Source organism: Pseudomonas sp. ASL3 (assembly GCF_056680425.1).
Genome location: NZ_CM155281.1, coordinates 5,630,272 through 5,645,496 on the forward strand (window position 1 = coordinate 5,630,272; position 15,225 = coordinate 5,645,496).

Below are 15,225 nucleotides of genomic sequence, written 5' to 3' on the forward strand. Positions count from 1 at the left end.
GAGGTCAGCGGCAATCTCTCCAGCCAGTCGGACGGGATTCACATCCCTGCGACGAAACCACCGGATTCGCGAGACCTGAACGGGTGTAGCTGCCTGCGTTACTCGTGTCCGTATCATAATTTCAATGGAGTGGTATGCCATGAACATCATAGGCCTTGACGCGCTGATCTTTGGTGTCGATGACATCCAGGCGTGTAGCGACTGTTTACGTGACTATGGTTTGACCCCGGTTGCGGTGGATGCACAGGGTGGGCGGTTCGAGGCCCTCGATGGTACGTCGATCATCATTCGCCTTGCAGATGATGTGAACTTGCCGCCCTCCATCGGGCCGGCGCCGTCGCTGCGAGAAACTGTGTACGGCGTGGCCAGTGCCGCTGACCTCGATGCGATTGCCCAAGAGTTGGGGCGCGATCGCGAGGTGAGCAGCGACGCCAATGGAGTGTTGCACAGCATCGATGACATGGGCTTCGCCATCGGCTTTCAAGTCACGGTGCGCCGTCCGTTCAGTGCGGCGGCCGACCTTACTAATGCCCCTGGTAGCGAACCGCAACGGCCGCTGAATCAGCTGGGTATCTCGCTGGATATGCCAGCTGTGCCGCGCACGTTGTCGCATGTGGTGTATTTCGTGCCGGACGCGGCCAAGGCCGAGGCGTTCTATGCCGAGCGCCTGGGCTTCAAGACCACCGACAGCTTCATCGGCGTCGGGCCGTTCATGCGCCCAACCGGCTCTGATGATCACCACTGCCTGTTCATGATCCAGACCCCGCCGCACATGAAGGGCTGCGAGCACTTCACTTTCCACATGGGCAGTGGCACCGAAGTATTGCTCGCCGGTCGCCGTTTCGAGCAGAACGGCTGGACCAGTTTCTGGGGGCCGGGCCGTCATCTGTTTGGCTCCAACTGGTTCTGGTACTTCAACAGCCCGCTGGGTTGCCACATCGAATATGACGCGGACATGGACAAGCACGACGACGACTGGGCGGCGCGTCAGGCACCGATGTCGGCGGATAACTCGCAGCTGTTCCTGTTCACCTCGCGAGAGAAGTGGGCCCCCGGTGGTCCGCCACCGAAGCAGGGATGATCGGGCCGTGGAGACGCGCGCGTTGATTGCGCTGTGTCGGCTCGACGAGTTGATCGAAGGTCAGGCTCGCGGATTCGATCCGTTGCAGCAGGGCAAGGATGTGTTGTTCGCCCTGCGCAGTGCAGGACAGGTGCGGCTGTATCGCAACAGTTGCCCGCATCTGGCGGTGCCGTTGCAGTACCGCAAGGACCGTTTTCTCTCTGCCGATGGCCAGAGAATTATTTGTTACGCCCATGGCGCGCAGTTCCTGCCGTTGACCGGTGAATGCGTCTACGGGCCCTGTCTGGGCGAGGTTTTACCGGTGTTGGAATGGCAGGAAGACGCGGGTTGGTTGCTGTTTTCGACCTATCAATTGCGTCCGGTCGAGTCGTGAACAAGGTATCGCGTGAGGCGATAGCTCGCATCGGAGCATGCGATTAGTCAAATCCATCGTTTGACGAGAAGCTGTAGTCATCGCAGTTCTTGCAGTGGCGCTCTCGCATAAAAACAATAAGTGAGGAACCCATGAAAGCAGTAAGCAACGTATTGATTGTTGGCGGTGGAATCGGCGGCCTGTGCTCGGCCATCGCTCTGCGGCGCAAGGGCATCGAGGTCGATCTGGTCGAACTCAAGGCCGAGTGGACCGTCTACGGCGTCGGCATCATCCAGCAGTGCAATGTGATCCGTGAAATGGCCCGTCTGGGTGTACTCGACGGTTACCTCGGCGCTGCGTTCCCGTTTGAAGATGTCGGGCTGTACACCGCCGACGGCACCACCCTGGCACGGATTCCCGGCCAGCGTCTGGCCGGCCCGGACTACCCGGCCAACGTCGGTATTTCCCGCCTGGCACTGCACAATGTTTTGAGCCAAACCGCCGAAAAACTGGGCACCAACATTCGATTAGGCCTGAGTGTTGAGCGCTTCGAACAGGATCCCGACGGCGTCGATGTTCAGTTCACCGATGGCACCCAGGGCCGCTACGGGCTGGTCGTGGGCGCCGACGGTTTGTTCTCTAAAGTTCGCCAGCTGCTGTTCGGTGATACCTACCAGCCGCGCCATACCGGTCAATCAGTCTGGCGCCACAATTTCAAACGCGCGCCGCAGATCGACCACCTGGCCAACTTCCACGGCCCGGATGGCAACGCCGGTCTGTGCCCGCTGGCCGACGACTTGATGTACCTCTATCTGACTTCCTATGAACCCGGCAATCCGTGGATGGAGCCCAATAGCCTGGCGGAAGAAATGCGCAAGCGTCTCGGTGCATTCAGTGGCCTGATCGGCGAGTTGCGCGAGCAGATTACCGACAGCTCGCAGGTGGTCTACAAGCCGATGGAAGTGGTGTTTGTCAGTGAGCCCTGGTTCCGTGGTCGCGTGTTGCTGATCGGCGATGCCGCCCACGCCACCACGCCGCACCTGGGGCAGGGCGCCGGCATGGCCATCGAAGATGCGGTGGTGCTTGGCGAACTGATGGGCGAGCAGGGCGCAGCGCCGATCCAGGAATTGCTGGAGCGCTTCATGAAACGCCGCTACGAGCGCTGCAAGTTCATCAGCGAAAGCTCGATCCTCGCCGGCGACAAAGAAATCGCGCACGACCATGACTTCGATCGCGTCGGGCTGGTGCGCAAGATGCTCGCGGTGACGGCGGAACCCATCTAGCGCCAACGGAACGCGATACGGACGCGCCCCTTGATGGGCGCGGCGGAACTTAAAACAAGAACAACAGTGAGGTTTCTCCATGGAACGTACCCACACTGCCGCATTTTGCGGTGGACGCCCTCCCTTTGCCCTCAGTTTGGTCGGACTGCTGGTCGGGATGCTCAGCACTTCGGTGCAGGCGTTCCAGTTCGACACCGGTAACCCCGACATCACCACCCGTTGGGACAACACCCTGAAGTACAGCGCGGCGTGGCGGGTGCATGATCAGTCTGACAAGCTCACCGAAGGCCAGACAGCGCTTAATCAGGACGACGGCGACCGCAACTTCAACAAAGGCCTGATCTCCAACCGGCTCGATCTGCTGTCGGAGTTCGACGTCACCTACAAGGACTTCGGTGCCCGGGTCAGCGGAGCGGCGTGGTATGACGATGTCTACAACCAAAGCAACGACAACAACTCCGTTGGCCGGGTAAACAGCTACTCGGTGTCTTCCGATCACTTCACCGACGACACCCGCGACCTGCACGGACGCAAGGCCGAACTGCTCGACGCGTTTATCTTTGGCAAAGGTGATCTGGGCGAGATGCCGGTCTCAGGGCGCCTCGGTCAATACGCCATGCAGTGGGGCGAAAGCCTGTTCTATGGGATCAACGGCATCGCCGGCGGCATGGCGCCGATCGATATTGTTAAAGGCCTGTCAGTGCCGAACACCCAGTTCAAGGAGTTGATTCGTCCGGTGCAACAGATGTCCGGTCAATTGCAGCTGACCCCGGATGTGTCCATCGGCGCCTACTACCAGTTCAAATGGGAATCTGACCGCTTCCCGGCGGCAGGCAGCTACTTCTCCAGCTCGGACACCTTTGGCGAGGGCAACGAGCGGCTATTTGTGGGGGCTCCCGTGTTCCCCGGTGGCCAGCCGCTGGCCTTCTATCACGGCGGGGACAAGGACGCGCAAAACTCGGGGCAGGGTGGTTTGCAACTGCGCATTCGCAGTGAAACCGTGGACTGGGGTCTGTACGCGATTCGTTACCACGACAAGGCGCCGCAAATCCTGGTGCGCCCGGACTTTGCCAACCTGAATCCAGTCAGCGGTCAGGCCGGCGAGTACTACTGGGTTTATCCGCAAGGCATCGAAGCGCTGGGCGCCAGCTTCTCGACCACGTTGAGCAACTATAACGTCGCCGGTGAGCTTTCCACCCGTTGGCACCAACCCCTGGCTTCGACCAACCAGACCACGCTGCTACCGGGCGAAGGTATTAACAACGACAACGATCCGCTATACGCCACCGGCCACACCTTGCACGCCAACCTGTCGTGGCTGGCCACCATGGACCCGTCGTTCATCGCCCAGGAAGCCAGCTTTCTCGGTGAGTTCGCCTGGAACCGCACCCTCAGCGTTACGCGCAATCCCGATGCCGTCGACCCGAATGCCGACCGCGATGCGTGGAGTATGCGTACGGTCTACGAACCGATGTATCGCCAGGCTTTTCCCGGCCTCGACCTGAGTGTGCCGATGGGCCTGAGTTACACCCATGGCAACTCGTCGGCAGTGGGCACCGGCTTTGGTAACAACCACGGCGGCGACATGAATATCGGCATCAAGGGCAACTACCTCAATTCCTGGAACCTGAGTCTGACCTACACCCACTACTACGGGCCAAGCAGCACCTTTCTTGATGCTAACAACAACTACACCTTCGACCAGGCGTTGAAAGACCGCGATTTCGTGGCTTTCTCCGTCAGCCGTACCTTCTGAGTCAGAGGACAAAAGCATGAATACTCGTAAACGCCTGACTGCCTTACTCACCGTTCTGGCTTCCTCGTTGCTGATCGTCCAGGGTGCCATGGCCGCCGTTTCTGCCGACGATGCCGCTAAGCTGAAAACTACGCTGACGCCACTGGGCGCCGAGCGTGTGGGCAATGCTGCCGGGACCATTCCAGCCTGGGACGGCGGCTACACCAAGGTCGATCCGAACTACAAGGATGGCGGCAAGCGCAGCGACCCGTTTGCCAATGAAAAGCCGCTGTACACCATCACCGCCCAGAACATGGGGCAGTACGCTGACAAGTTGTCCGAAGGCATCAAGGCGATGCTCAAGAAGTACCCGGACAGCTATCACCTGGACGTGTACCCGACGCACCGCACCGCTGCCGCGCCGCAATGGGTCTACGACAACACTTTCAAGAACGCCACTACCGGAAAGTTGGTGCAGAACGCCACCGGCGCGGAACCGCAGAACGCCCAAGGCGGGATTCCATTCCCGATTCCGCAGAACGGTGCCGAAGCGATCTGGAACCATTTGACCCGCTGGCGTGCAGCGTCCTGGCACACCGATTTCACCCAGTACCTGGTGACGTCCGACGGCAAACCGGTATTGACCAACGACTCGCGGGCCGACTACCAGATGCCCTGGTACCTGTCTGACGGTCAAGGAAAGGATGGGGTTTACTGGAGCATCCGGATGATCAACGACGGACCCCCTTTGCGCGCGGGTGAGGCGATCACCGGGCGTGAAAACGTTGATTCCGACAGGACCGCCGTTTGGACCTATCTACCAGGCCAGCGCCGCGTACGTCGCCTGCCAAACGGCTGCTGCGACACCCCGACACCGGCTACCGCCGGGGTCATGAGCTTCGACGAACTCTATGTGTTCAACGGCCGCATCGACCGTTTTGACTGGAAGCTGGTGGGCAAGAAAGAGCTGTACATCCCCTATAACTCGAACAAGGTCTTTACCGCCGCCAACGCTACCGATCTGTTGGGCGCGCATCACCTGAATCCAGCCTCGATCCGTTGGGAGCTGCACCGGGTCTGGGTGATCGAAGCGACCTTGGCGCCGGGCAAGCGTCATGTGATGCCCAAGAGCACCTACTACCTCGACGAGGACACCTGGGCTGCCGTGCTCGGCGAGCGTTATGACGCCCAAGGCCAGTTGGCCAAAGTGCTGTGGACCACTCCGGTGGTACTGCCGGATTTGCCAGGAGTAGTGACCGTGACCAACGGCTTCTACGACCTGATCTCCGGGGCCTGGTTCACCGGTGACATCTTCGCTGGCAAAAACGAGCAATACCGGGTAGTGCCGACCTACAAAGATTCGGTATTCACCGGCGATGCCATGGCGGGTGAAGGCGTTCGCTGAACCCGTATCGGGCGCCCGGTGCACTGGGCGCCCACCGTTGAGGAGAGGCGTGATGGCCCGTCGTTTTATCTATAAGAGCCTGCCACTGGCGCTGCTGATGCTGGTTGCGCAGTTATCGACACAGGCCGCCGGTTTTCCCGATGTGCTGGCACAACCGAGCGTGATCTCAAGCCAGGCCAGTCACGCAGTGCTGCTGGGCGTGAATCGGGCCGGTATGCGCCTGGTGGCGGTGGGCGAGCGGGGTGTGGTGCTGCTGTCGGATGACAACGGCATGAGCTGGCGTCAGGTTCAGGTACCGGTCAGTTCGACCCTGACCGCGGTGCAGTTCATCGACGCCAAACAAGGCTGGATCACCGGCCACTCTGGAGTGGTGCTGCACAGCACCGATGGCGGGGAGAGCTGGTCGTTGCAGCTCGACGGTCGCCGCGCCGCCGCGCTGGAATTGACCGACGCACAGGCTGCTGCCAAGGCGTCGGCAGATGACCCTGCGCGACAACATCGCCTCGACAGCGCCCAGCGTTTGGTCGCCGATGGCCCGGACAAACCCTTTCTGGCCTTGAACTTCTCAGACGCCCAGCACGGCACTGTAGTGGGTGCCTACGGTCTGGCGATGCACACCGCAGACGGCGGCCAGAGCTGGCAGTCGTGGATGGGGCGCATCCCCAACGACCAAGGATTGCATCTGTACGCAGTGGCCCAGTCCAGCAACGCGCTGTACCTGGCCGGCGAGCAGGGCTTGTTGCTGCGTTCGCAGGATGGCGGAGCGCACTTCGAGCGTCTCGACAGCCCGTATGAAGGCAGCTATTTCACTTTGGCGCTGCAGGCCGACGACGCGCTGTTAGTCGGTGGCCTGCGCGGCAAGTTGTTCCGTTCCCATGATCAGGGCGCGACGTTTGAAGCACTGGCTAACCCGATGCCGGTTTCGCTTGGCTCGGTGGCGCGTGTTGGCAACCGACTCATCTGGGTCAACCAGGCTGGCGGTCTGCTGCAAGACATCGATAGCGACACGCTGCTGCACCCCCTGACCGCACCCGCGGGTGCACCGCTGACGGCGGTCGTTGGTGCCGCAGACGGCAGTCTGGTCGGTGTCGGTTTCGGCGGGGTCTCGCGGTTGTCGATTCCGAGCTTGTTTTCTTCACCCAGCAGTTCAGCAAACGCGGTAGCGGAGTAAGCGCATGAAAGTCCCGAGTTCCAATTCATCTCAGACGGTTATTCGCGATCTGGCCCACTTCGATCATCGGTCTGGATCGTTATTGGAGCGCGCGCTGTTCAATCATCGGCGGATCGTGCTGTTGCTGTGTCTGGGCCTGACGTTGCTATTCGGCTGGCAAGCCACGCGGTTGCAGCTCAACGCCAGTTTCGAAAAGATGATTCCAACCGATCATCCCTACATCCTCAACTACCTGAGCCATCGCAAAGAGCTGTCCGGGTTGGGCAACGCCGTGCGCATCGCAGTAGAGAACAAGACCGGTTCGATCTACGACGCGCATTACCTGGAGCAACTGCAGAAGCTCAATGATCAGGTGTACCTGCTGCCGGGAGTGGATCGCGCGTACATGAAGTCATTGTGGACCCCGGCCACGCGCTGGGTCGGCGTGACCGAGGAGGGGCTGGAAGGCGGGCCGGTGATTCCTGACGGTTACAAGGGCGACGAGCAAAGCCTGGACGCCCTTAAGCGTAACGTCGAGCGCTCCAACGAAATCGGGCAACTGGTGGCCTTCGACCAACGCTCAAGCATTATTTACGTGCCACTGCTGGCGACCACGCCAGACGGCCAACCGCTGGACTACACGCGCCTGTCGCAAGAACTGGAAAGCCTGCGCCAGCAGTACCAGAGCGACACCGTCGGCGTTCACATCACCGGTTTTGCCAAGGTTGTTGGCGATTTGATCGATGGCCTCAGGCAGATCCTGATGTTCTTCGGCGCCGCCTTGGTCATCACCGCAGCAGTGCTCTACTGGTACACCCGTTGTGTGCGCAGCACGGCGCTGGTGGTCAGTTGCTCGCTGGTGGCGGTGGTCTGGCAGTTGGGCCTGTTGCCGATTCTGGGTTATCAGCTAGACCCGTATTCGGTACTGGTGCCATTCCTGGTGTTCGCCATCGGCATGAGCCACGGCGCACAGAAAATGAACGGGATCATGCAGGACATCGGTCGCGGTGTGCATAAGCAGATCGCCGCACGCTATACCTTTCGCCGCCTGTTCCTCGCTGGGCTGACCGCTCTGTTGTGCGACGCGGTGGGTTTTGCGGTGTTGATGATCATCAAGATCCAGGTAATTCAGGACCTGGCGGTGATCGCAAGCATCGGCGTCGCGGTGTTGATTTTCACCAATCTGATCCTGCTGCCGATTCTGCTGTCTTATCTGGGTGTCAGCCAACGCGCTGCGTTGCGCAGCCTCAAGAGCGAACAAATGGCCGAAGCCGGTGGCGCCAAGCACGCCATGTGGCGCTTTCTCGACCTATTCACCCAGCGCAAATGGGCCACCGTGGGCGTGGTGGTGGCGGCGATGCTGGCCGGTGGCGGTTATCTGGTCAGCCTGCAACTCAAGGTTGGCGACCTCGATCCGGGTGCGCCCGAGCTGCGTGCCGACTCACGCTACAACCGCGACAACGCCTTTATGGCCGGGCACTACGGCGCCAGCAGCGATGTCTTCGCGGTGATGGTCAAGACCCCGGCTGGTGCGTGCTCGGATTACGACACCCTGCGCCGGGTCGACAACCTGGATTGGCAACTGCGCGGCCTGCAAGGCGTCGATTCGACCAACTCGCTGGCACTGCTCAATCGTCGGGTGCTGGTGGGGCTCAGCGAAGGCAGCTCGAAATGGTATGAGCTGCTGAACAACCAGGCGACGCTGAACATGATCACCGCTGGCGCACCACGTGGTCTGTACAACGAAGATTGCAGCCTGCTGACGTTGTACACCTTCCTTTCCGATCACAAGGCCGACACCCTGAGCCGTGTGGTGGACTCCGTAGAAGGTTTTGCCAAGGACAACAATAGCGACAAAGCGCAATTCCTGCTGGCCGCCGGTAACGCCGGGATCGAGGCGGCGACCAATATCGTGGTCAAGAAGGCCAGCCATGAAATGCTCTGGTGGGTGTATGGCGCGGTGATAGTGCTGTGCCTGGTGACCTTCCGTTCCTGGCGTGCGGTGCTTTGTGCGGTGTTGCCGCTGGTGTTGACCTCGATCCTGTGCGAGGCGTTGATGGTCGCGCTGGGCATTGGGGTGAAAGTCGCCACCTTGCCGGTGATCGCCCTCGGGGTGGGTATCGGCGTCGACTACGCGCTCTACGTGATGAGCATCGTGCTGGCGCGTTTGCGTGAAGGCGCGACCTTGTCCGAGGCGTATTACAGCGCGCTTCTGTTTACTGGCAAGGTGGTGATGTTGACCGGCGTGACCCTGGCCATTGGTGTTGGCACCTGGGTCTTTTCACCGATCAAGTTCCAGGCCGACATGGGCATCCTGCTGGCGTTCATGTTCGTCTGGAACATGGTCGGCGCCCTGATGCTGCTGCCGGCGTTGGCGTACTTTCTGCTGCCACGCAGCGAACGGAACCAGGCGCGTGAAGGTCGTCAGTTCGATCAAGTGAAGCCGCAACCCTCGGCCAGCGTCGCTCGGTTAAACATCGACGAGCCACGTACCAGCGCGCCGCTGGCGTTTAAGGAAGGTGCGCGATGAGCACCTTGTCGGGACGTATGCCTGGTCAGGTTCAAGCCTGGCTATTACTGATTGCCAGTTGCTTGCCAGTACTCGGCGCGGTATTGCTGGCCCCGGTATTGCCTGCGATGCAGGCGCATTTTGCTGACGTCCCGCATGCCGCCGAACTGGTGCCGGTGGCCCTGACCCTGCCGGCGCTGCTGGTCGGCCTGCTGGGCGGTGTTGCCGGGATGCTGATCGACCGCTACGGTCGCAAGCGACTGCTGCTGGGCGCGATAGTGGTCTATGCCTTTTTTGGCACGATGCCGTTATGGCTGGATTCGCTGCCGATGATCCTCTTCAGCCGTGCGGGGATCGGCCTGGCCGAAGCGCTGGTGATGATCGGCTGCACCACTCTCATCGGCGATTACTTCCACGCCGAGCGCCGGGACAAGCTGCTGGCCCTGCAAACAGTGGTCACCTCATTCTCGGCAACGGTGTTCATCGTCGCGGGCGGTGCCATGGGCGAGTTCGGCTGGCGTGCGCCATTCGTGCTCTACGCGGCAGGCATCGTGTTTCTGCCGCTGTTCTATTGGCTGACTTGGGAACCTCATCGTGAGCAACCTGCCGTCACTGAAGTTCCACAGACGCAACATTTGCCTTGGGCGCAACTGGCACTGATCTACCCCTTGGTATTGTGCGCCGGGCTGGCGCTGTTCGTGGTGCCGGTGCAGGCGGGGTACCTGCTGAACCTGATCGGCGTCGATTCGCCCGCGCAGATCGGCGTGACCATGGGCCTGAATCAGCTGGGCGTTCTGCTTGGTGCCCTGAGCTTCCGCTGGTTCACCCGACGCTCTCCCGCCGTTTTATTGCTCTGCGCGTTCTCCCTTGCGGGCCTTGCGGTGCTGTTGATGAGCCTGGCGCAACGTCACGCCCTGATGGGTGTCGCCGTGGCCATGGCCGGGGTCGGTTGCGGCCTGATGATCCCCACGTTGTTGCGCTGGACCCTGTCCCTGGTGGGTTTCGAACTGCGTGGGCGCGCCACGGGCGGCTTCATGGCTTGCTTCTTTGGCGGCGAATTCCTCAGTCCATTGCTGGTGGTGCTGCTCATGGTCAATGGCGCGACCCTGCGCAGTGCCTTGGCGGTGGTCGGCGTCGGGTTGTTGCTGGTGGCGCTGGGGTGCCTGTTGCTGGGGCGGCGCAAGGCCCTGGCGGGCAGTGTGGCAAGTGTCTGACTTCGAATAAAAAAAGGAAAATCCTGATGAGCTTTCTACGTAACTGCTGGTACCCGGCGGCCTGGGGCACTGAAGTCGAAACCAGTGCCTTGTTCCAACGCACCCTGCTCAATGAGTCGGTGCTGCTGTTCCGCGACAGTGCTGGCGTGGCCCAGGCGATTGGCAATCGTTGCCCGCATCGGTTTGCCCCCTTGCACATGGGCGTGCTCAAAGGCGACGCGGTGCAATGCGCCTACCACGGGCTGATGTTCGCCGGCAGCGGCCAGTGCGTGCACAACCCCCATGGCGATGGCGCGATTCCCAAGGCGGCCAAGGTCAAAACCTATCCACTGGTGGAGCGCTATAGCCTGCTTTGGATCTGGATGGGCGAGGCCGAACGGGCCGACGCTGCGCTGATCCCTGAGTTCAGTTGCATGGACCCCGAGCACTCCTATGTTGGCAAGCGTTACCTGCACGCCAAGGCCAACTACGTGCTGGAAACCGACAACATCATGGACTTGAGCCATGTGGAATTTCTGCACCCCGGAACCCTGGGCGGTGAAGGCGTAAAAAGCGCGCTGACCAGCGTCAATGAGGAGGGCAATCAAGTGTGGTCCAACCGCCAGACGGTGGGCGAAATCATGCCGGACTTCCTCTATCACGCAATGAACATCCCCAATGCAACGCCGGTCGATCGTTGGATCGATGTGCGTTGGGATGCCCCCGCCAGCATGTTGCTGCACGCCGGTGCGGTGCCCACCGGCCGGCCGCGTGCTGAAGGGACGGACTTTCCGATCCCCCATCTGTTTACCCCGGAAACCCACACCACCACCCACTACTGGTTTGCCATGTGCTTCCCGAAAGCCATGGGACTGTTCGCCGAGCAATTGGCTGAGGAGCAGGCGTCGGCGATCAACGTGCCGTTTACCGAGGAGGACCTGCCGATGCTTGAAGCGCAACAACAGATGATGGGCGACGCGGATTTCTGGTCGCTCAAACCGGTACTGCTCGTGGGCGATGCCGGGGCGATCCGTGCCCGGCGGGTGCTCGACCGGTTGATTGCCGCCGAGCAACAGGTCAAGGGGTAAAGTCGTGATTGACGTTCTGGTAACCCGTAAACACAGCGAAGCCGAAGGCATTTTCAGCTTCGAACTGACAGCGTTCGATGAGCAGCCGCTGCCGCCATTCAGTGCGGGTTCTCACATCGACGTGCATCTGCCCAACGGCCTGGTGCGCCAGTATTCGTTGTGTAACCACCCGCAGGAACGCCATCGCTACCTGATCGGGGTGCTGCTCGATCCGGCAACGCGCGGTGGTTCGCAGGCCATGCACGAACAGGTGCACGAAGGCAGTCGCTTGCGTATCGGTGAGCCGCGCAACCTTTTCCCCTTGGAGCATGCGGCTGCCTACAGCGTGCTGTTTGCCGGGGGTATCGGCATCACCCCGATCCTGTGCATGGCCGAGCGCCTGGCCATGGCCGGGGCAGATTTCGAGTTGCATTACTGCGGCCGCTCCGAGGAACGCACAGCGTTTATCGAGCGTATTCGCGGGTCGGGTTTTGCCGACTGCGTGCAGTTTCATTTCGACAGCGGCGAGGCGTCGCAACGTCTCGACGCGCCTCGGGTGTTGAACGGTCCTGCAATTGATCGGCACCTGTACGTCTGCGGTCCGACTGGGTTCATGGACTTTGTGCTGAACACTGCTCGCGCGCAGGGCTGGGCCGAGGCCCAATTGCACCGCGAATACTTCTCGGCGGCACCTGCTGCCACTCAGGACTCGGACAGTTTTGAGGTGCAACTGGCGAGCAATGGCCAGTGCATCCGCGTGCCGGCCGATCGCAGTGTGGCCGAGGCGTTACTGGAGGCAGGTATCGAGATCCCGCTGTCCTGCGAACAAGGCATCTGCGGCACCTGCCTGACCCGCGTGCTGGAAGGCGAGCCAGACCATCGCGATATGTTCATGACCGACGCCGAACACGCTCGCAATGACCAATTTACTCCGTGCTGCTCGCGCTCAAAAAGCGCGCGGCTGGTGCTGGACCTTTGAGGTAGAACCATGAACCAGAGCCTTTCTCCGCAAGCCCTTGATCAACTGTTCCGCTCGGCCCGTTCTCACAATGGCTGGCTCGACCGCGACGTCAGCGATGCGCAGTTGCATCAGCTCTACGACCTTGTGAAACAAGGACCGACCAGCAACAACTGCTGCCCGGCACGTTTTGTTTTCGTGCGCTCTGCCGAGGCCAAACAGCGCCTGCTGCCAGCGCTCAAAGGCCACAACGGCGAGAAGATGCTGCAAGCACCAGTGACGGTGATTGTCGCGTTTGACCGTTACTTTTTCGAGCACCTTCCCACGCTGTTCCCGGCATACGACGCTGCTGCGCCGTACCGTGACAACCCCCCGGCGGCGCAGGTTGCTGCCTTGCGCAACGGCAGCCTGCAAGGCGCGTACTTGATGCTGGCGGCGCGTGCTCTGGGCTTGGATTGCGGGCCAATGTCCGGGTTCGACAATGCGTGGGTGAACGCCGAGTTTTTCCCGGAGGGTCGCTGGCAGAGCAACTTCTTGTGCAGCCTGGGTTACGGCGACTTCAGCAAGCTGCGGCCGGCGGGTGTTCGGTTGGACTTCGCCACTGCCTGCCAATTGCTATGAGCCGATCAGGAGTCAGATTGTGAATACATCCATGATTACCCAGTACGAACCCAAAGCGGACACCCCACCCGACAGGTTCCCGCTGGACCAGTGGTACGTCGGCGGGTTCGGCTGGGAATTGAGTGACAAGCCGCTGGCGCGAACCCTGCTGAACCAGCCATTGGTGCTATTCCGCACGGCCAGCGGTGAAGTGGCGGCGCTTGAGGATCGCTGCTGTCACCGGGCGTTGCCGCTGTCGTTGGGGACGCTGGAAGCCGAGGGTTTACGCTGCGGTTACCACGGTCTGCTTTTCGGCAGCGATGGCCAGTGCCTGGAGATCCCGGGGCAGGCCAAGGTTCCCGGTAAAGCCAAAGTGCGTTCGTTCATCGCGCGAGCGCGCGACCAGATCCTCTGGATCTGGTTCGGCCGCGACGAGCTGTCGGCTCCGCTGTCAGAGCCGCCGGCCTATCCGATTCACAGCTCCGGGGACTATCGCTTCGCAGGCGATGTGTATCACTACGACGCCCCATGGCAGTTGATTCACGACAACCTGCTGGACCTCAGTCATCTGGGCTACGTGCACCTGAACACCATCGGTGGCAATGCCTCGATCCACATGAACGCGCAGATGCAGGTCAGTGGCGACGAGGCCTCGGTCAGGGTGGTGCGCTACATGTTCGACTCGGAGCCGCCACCCACCTACAGCGCGGCCTATCCGTTCAAGGCACGGATCGATCGCTGGCAGGAAATCGAATTCAACCTGTCGCACCTGAAGATCTTTACCGGAGCCATCGATGTTGGCAGCCAACCGGTTGACGATCCACAGCGGGGTGGGTTTCACATGCGCGGTTTCCATGGCATCACCCCGGAAACCGACACCACCTGCCACTACTTCTGGACCATGGCCACCAACCCGGTCTCCGACCCCGAAGCGACCACGCGCAAGGTGATTGAACAAACCCGTCTGACCTTCGATGAAGACAAACTGATCATCGAAGCGCAGTTCGCCAACCAGCAGCGTTTCGGTGAGCGGCCGATGGTGGACATCCACGTGGATGCCGGGCCCAACCGTGCTCGACGGATTGTCGAGCGTCTGCGTCAGGCGGGTAGCGTATGAGCAATCTATTTTCCTTGAGCGGCAAAGTTGCCCTGATCACCGGCGCCACCCGCGGCATCGGTCTGGCTATCACTCGCGAATACGCACGGGCCGGGGCGCGGCTGGCGATCACCAGCGAGAGTGTCGAGGACTGCCAGCAGGTAGCCGCTGAATTGAACGAGGAGGGCTACGAGGCCTTCGCCGCGCCCGCCGACCTGAGTAGCCAAAGCGAGGTCACAGGGCTGGCCGACGCCGTGTTATCGCACTTCGGCCGTCTGGACGTGCTGGTGTGCAATGCCGGCGTGGCGCCGCACCTGGGACCGTTGGCCAGCGCCAGCGATGCGCAGTGGGTGTTGACCTTGACCGTCAATTTGCACAGCGCGGTGTGGCTGACCAACACCTTGCTCCCTGCGATGGCCGAGCAGGGCGGCGGCAGTGTGGTGTTCATGGCCAGCATTGCCGGGGTACGCGGCAATAAAGGCCTTGGGGTGTACGGCGTGTCCAAAGCTGCGCTGGCACAACTGGCGCGCAACCTGGCGGTGGAGTGGGGGCCGTCGAATATTCGGGTCAACGCTATCAGCCCCGGTGTGATCCACACCGAATTCGCCCGCCCGCTCACCGATAACCCCGAGGTCATGCAACGTCGCCTGGCGCTCACCCCTTTACGCCGCGTTGGCGCGCCGGAAGAAATCGCTGCGCTGGCGCTGCTGCTGGCCGCTCCCGGCGGGGCCTTTATCACCGGACAGAATCTGATCGTCGACGGTGGCACCACCATCGGCGACGGCAATTGATCAAG

At 61.2% G+C, this 15,225-nt stretch carries 13 protein-coding genes; all 13 read left to right on the top strand.

Features of this window, described 5'->3' with window-relative positions:
- Nucleotides 1-139: 139 nt before the first annotated feature.
- On the top strand, nucleotides 140-1,081 hold the full coding sequence (locus AC1MEE_RS25725; RefSeq protein WP_480412305.1) for a VOC family protein: 942 nt from the start codon (nucleotides 140-142) through the stop codon (nucleotides 1,079-1,081).
- 7 nt (nucleotides 1,082-1,088) lie between these two features.
- Nucleotides 1,089-1,454, top strand: coding sequence for a Rieske (2Fe-2S) protein (locus tag AC1MEE_RS25730; protein ID WP_480412306.1), 366 nt, complete (start codon nucleotides 1,089-1,091; stop codon nucleotides 1,452-1,454).
- A gap of 131 nt (nucleotides 1,455-1,585) precedes the next feature.
- Complete coding sequence (locus AC1MEE_RS25735) at nucleotides 1,586-2,716, top strand: FAD-dependent oxidoreductase (protein WP_480412307.1); 1,131 nt, start codon at nucleotides 1,586-1,588, stop codon at nucleotides 2,714-2,716.
- 79 nt (nucleotides 2,717-2,795) lie between these two features.
- Nucleotides 2,796-4,472, top strand: a complete 1,677-nt coding sequence (locus AC1MEE_RS25740; RefSeq protein WP_480412308.1) for a DUF1302 domain-containing protein — start codon at nucleotides 2,796-2,798, stop codon at nucleotides 4,470-4,472.
- A gap of 16 nt (nucleotides 4,473-4,488) precedes the next feature.
- Nucleotides 4,489-5,856, top strand: coding sequence for a DUF1329 domain-containing protein (locus AC1MEE_RS25745; protein WP_480412309.1), 1,368 nt, complete (start codon nucleotides 4,489-4,491; stop codon nucleotides 5,854-5,856).
- Between the two features lie 52 nt (nucleotides 5,857-5,908).
- The gene (locus AC1MEE_RS25750) at nucleotides 5,909-7,027 is read left to right on the top strand and encodes a WD40/YVTN/BNR-like repeat-containing protein (RefSeq protein ID WP_480412310.1); all 1,119 of its coding nucleotides are present in this window, start codon (nucleotides 5,909-5,911) and stop codon (nucleotides 7,025-7,027) included.
- A 4-nt stretch (nucleotides 7,028-7,031) separates the two neighbouring features.
- The gene (locus AC1MEE_RS25755) at nucleotides 7,032-9,536 is read left to right on the top strand and encodes an efflux RND transporter permease subunit (protein WP_480412311.1); all 2,505 of its coding nucleotides are present in this window, start codon (nucleotides 7,032-7,034) and stop codon (nucleotides 9,534-9,536) included.
- Entirely contained in the window at nucleotides 9,533-10,729 is a 1,197-nt protein-coding gene (locus AC1MEE_RS25760) for an MFS transporter (RefSeq protein ID WP_480412312.1), read from the top strand. Before AC1MEE_RS25755 ends, AC1MEE_RS25760 begins: the two co-directional genes overlap by 4 nt.
- Before the next feature lie 26 nt (nucleotides 10,730-10,755).
- On the top strand, nucleotides 10,756-11,796 hold the full coding sequence (locus AC1MEE_RS25765) for a Rieske 2Fe-2S domain-containing protein (RefSeq protein WP_480412313.1): 1,041 nt from the start codon (nucleotides 10,756-10,758) through the stop codon (nucleotides 11,794-11,796).
- Between the two features lie 4 nt (nucleotides 11,797-11,800).
- On the top strand, nucleotides 11,801-12,754 hold the full coding sequence (locus tag AC1MEE_RS25770; RefSeq protein ID WP_480412314.1) for a PDR/VanB family oxidoreductase: 954 nt from the start codon (nucleotides 11,801-11,803) through the stop codon (nucleotides 12,752-12,754).
- Between the two features lie 9 nt (nucleotides 12,755-12,763).
- On the top strand, nucleotides 12,764-13,354 hold the full coding sequence (locus tag AC1MEE_RS25775) for a malonic semialdehyde reductase (RefSeq protein ID WP_480412315.1): 591 nt from the start codon (nucleotides 12,764-12,766) through the stop codon (nucleotides 13,352-13,354).
- A gap of 31 nt (nucleotides 13,355-13,385) precedes the next feature.
- Nucleotides 13,386-14,450 carry a Rieske 2Fe-2S domain-containing protein gene (locus AC1MEE_RS25780; protein ID WP_480416344.1) on the top strand — a complete coding sequence of 355 codons (1,065 nt, stop codon included), beginning with the start codon at nucleotides 13,386-13,388 and terminating at the stop codon, nucleotides 14,448-14,450.
- Nucleotides 14,447-15,220: an SDR family NAD(P)-dependent oxidoreductase gene (locus tag AC1MEE_RS25785; protein ID WP_480412316.1), complete on the top strand. Its 774-nt coding sequence runs from the start codon at nucleotides 14,447-14,449 to the stop codon at nucleotides 15,218-15,220. The genes AC1MEE_RS25780 and AC1MEE_RS25785 overlap by 4 nt, the downstream gene beginning before the upstream one ends.
- Nucleotides 15,221-15,225 lie beyond the last annotated feature (5 nt).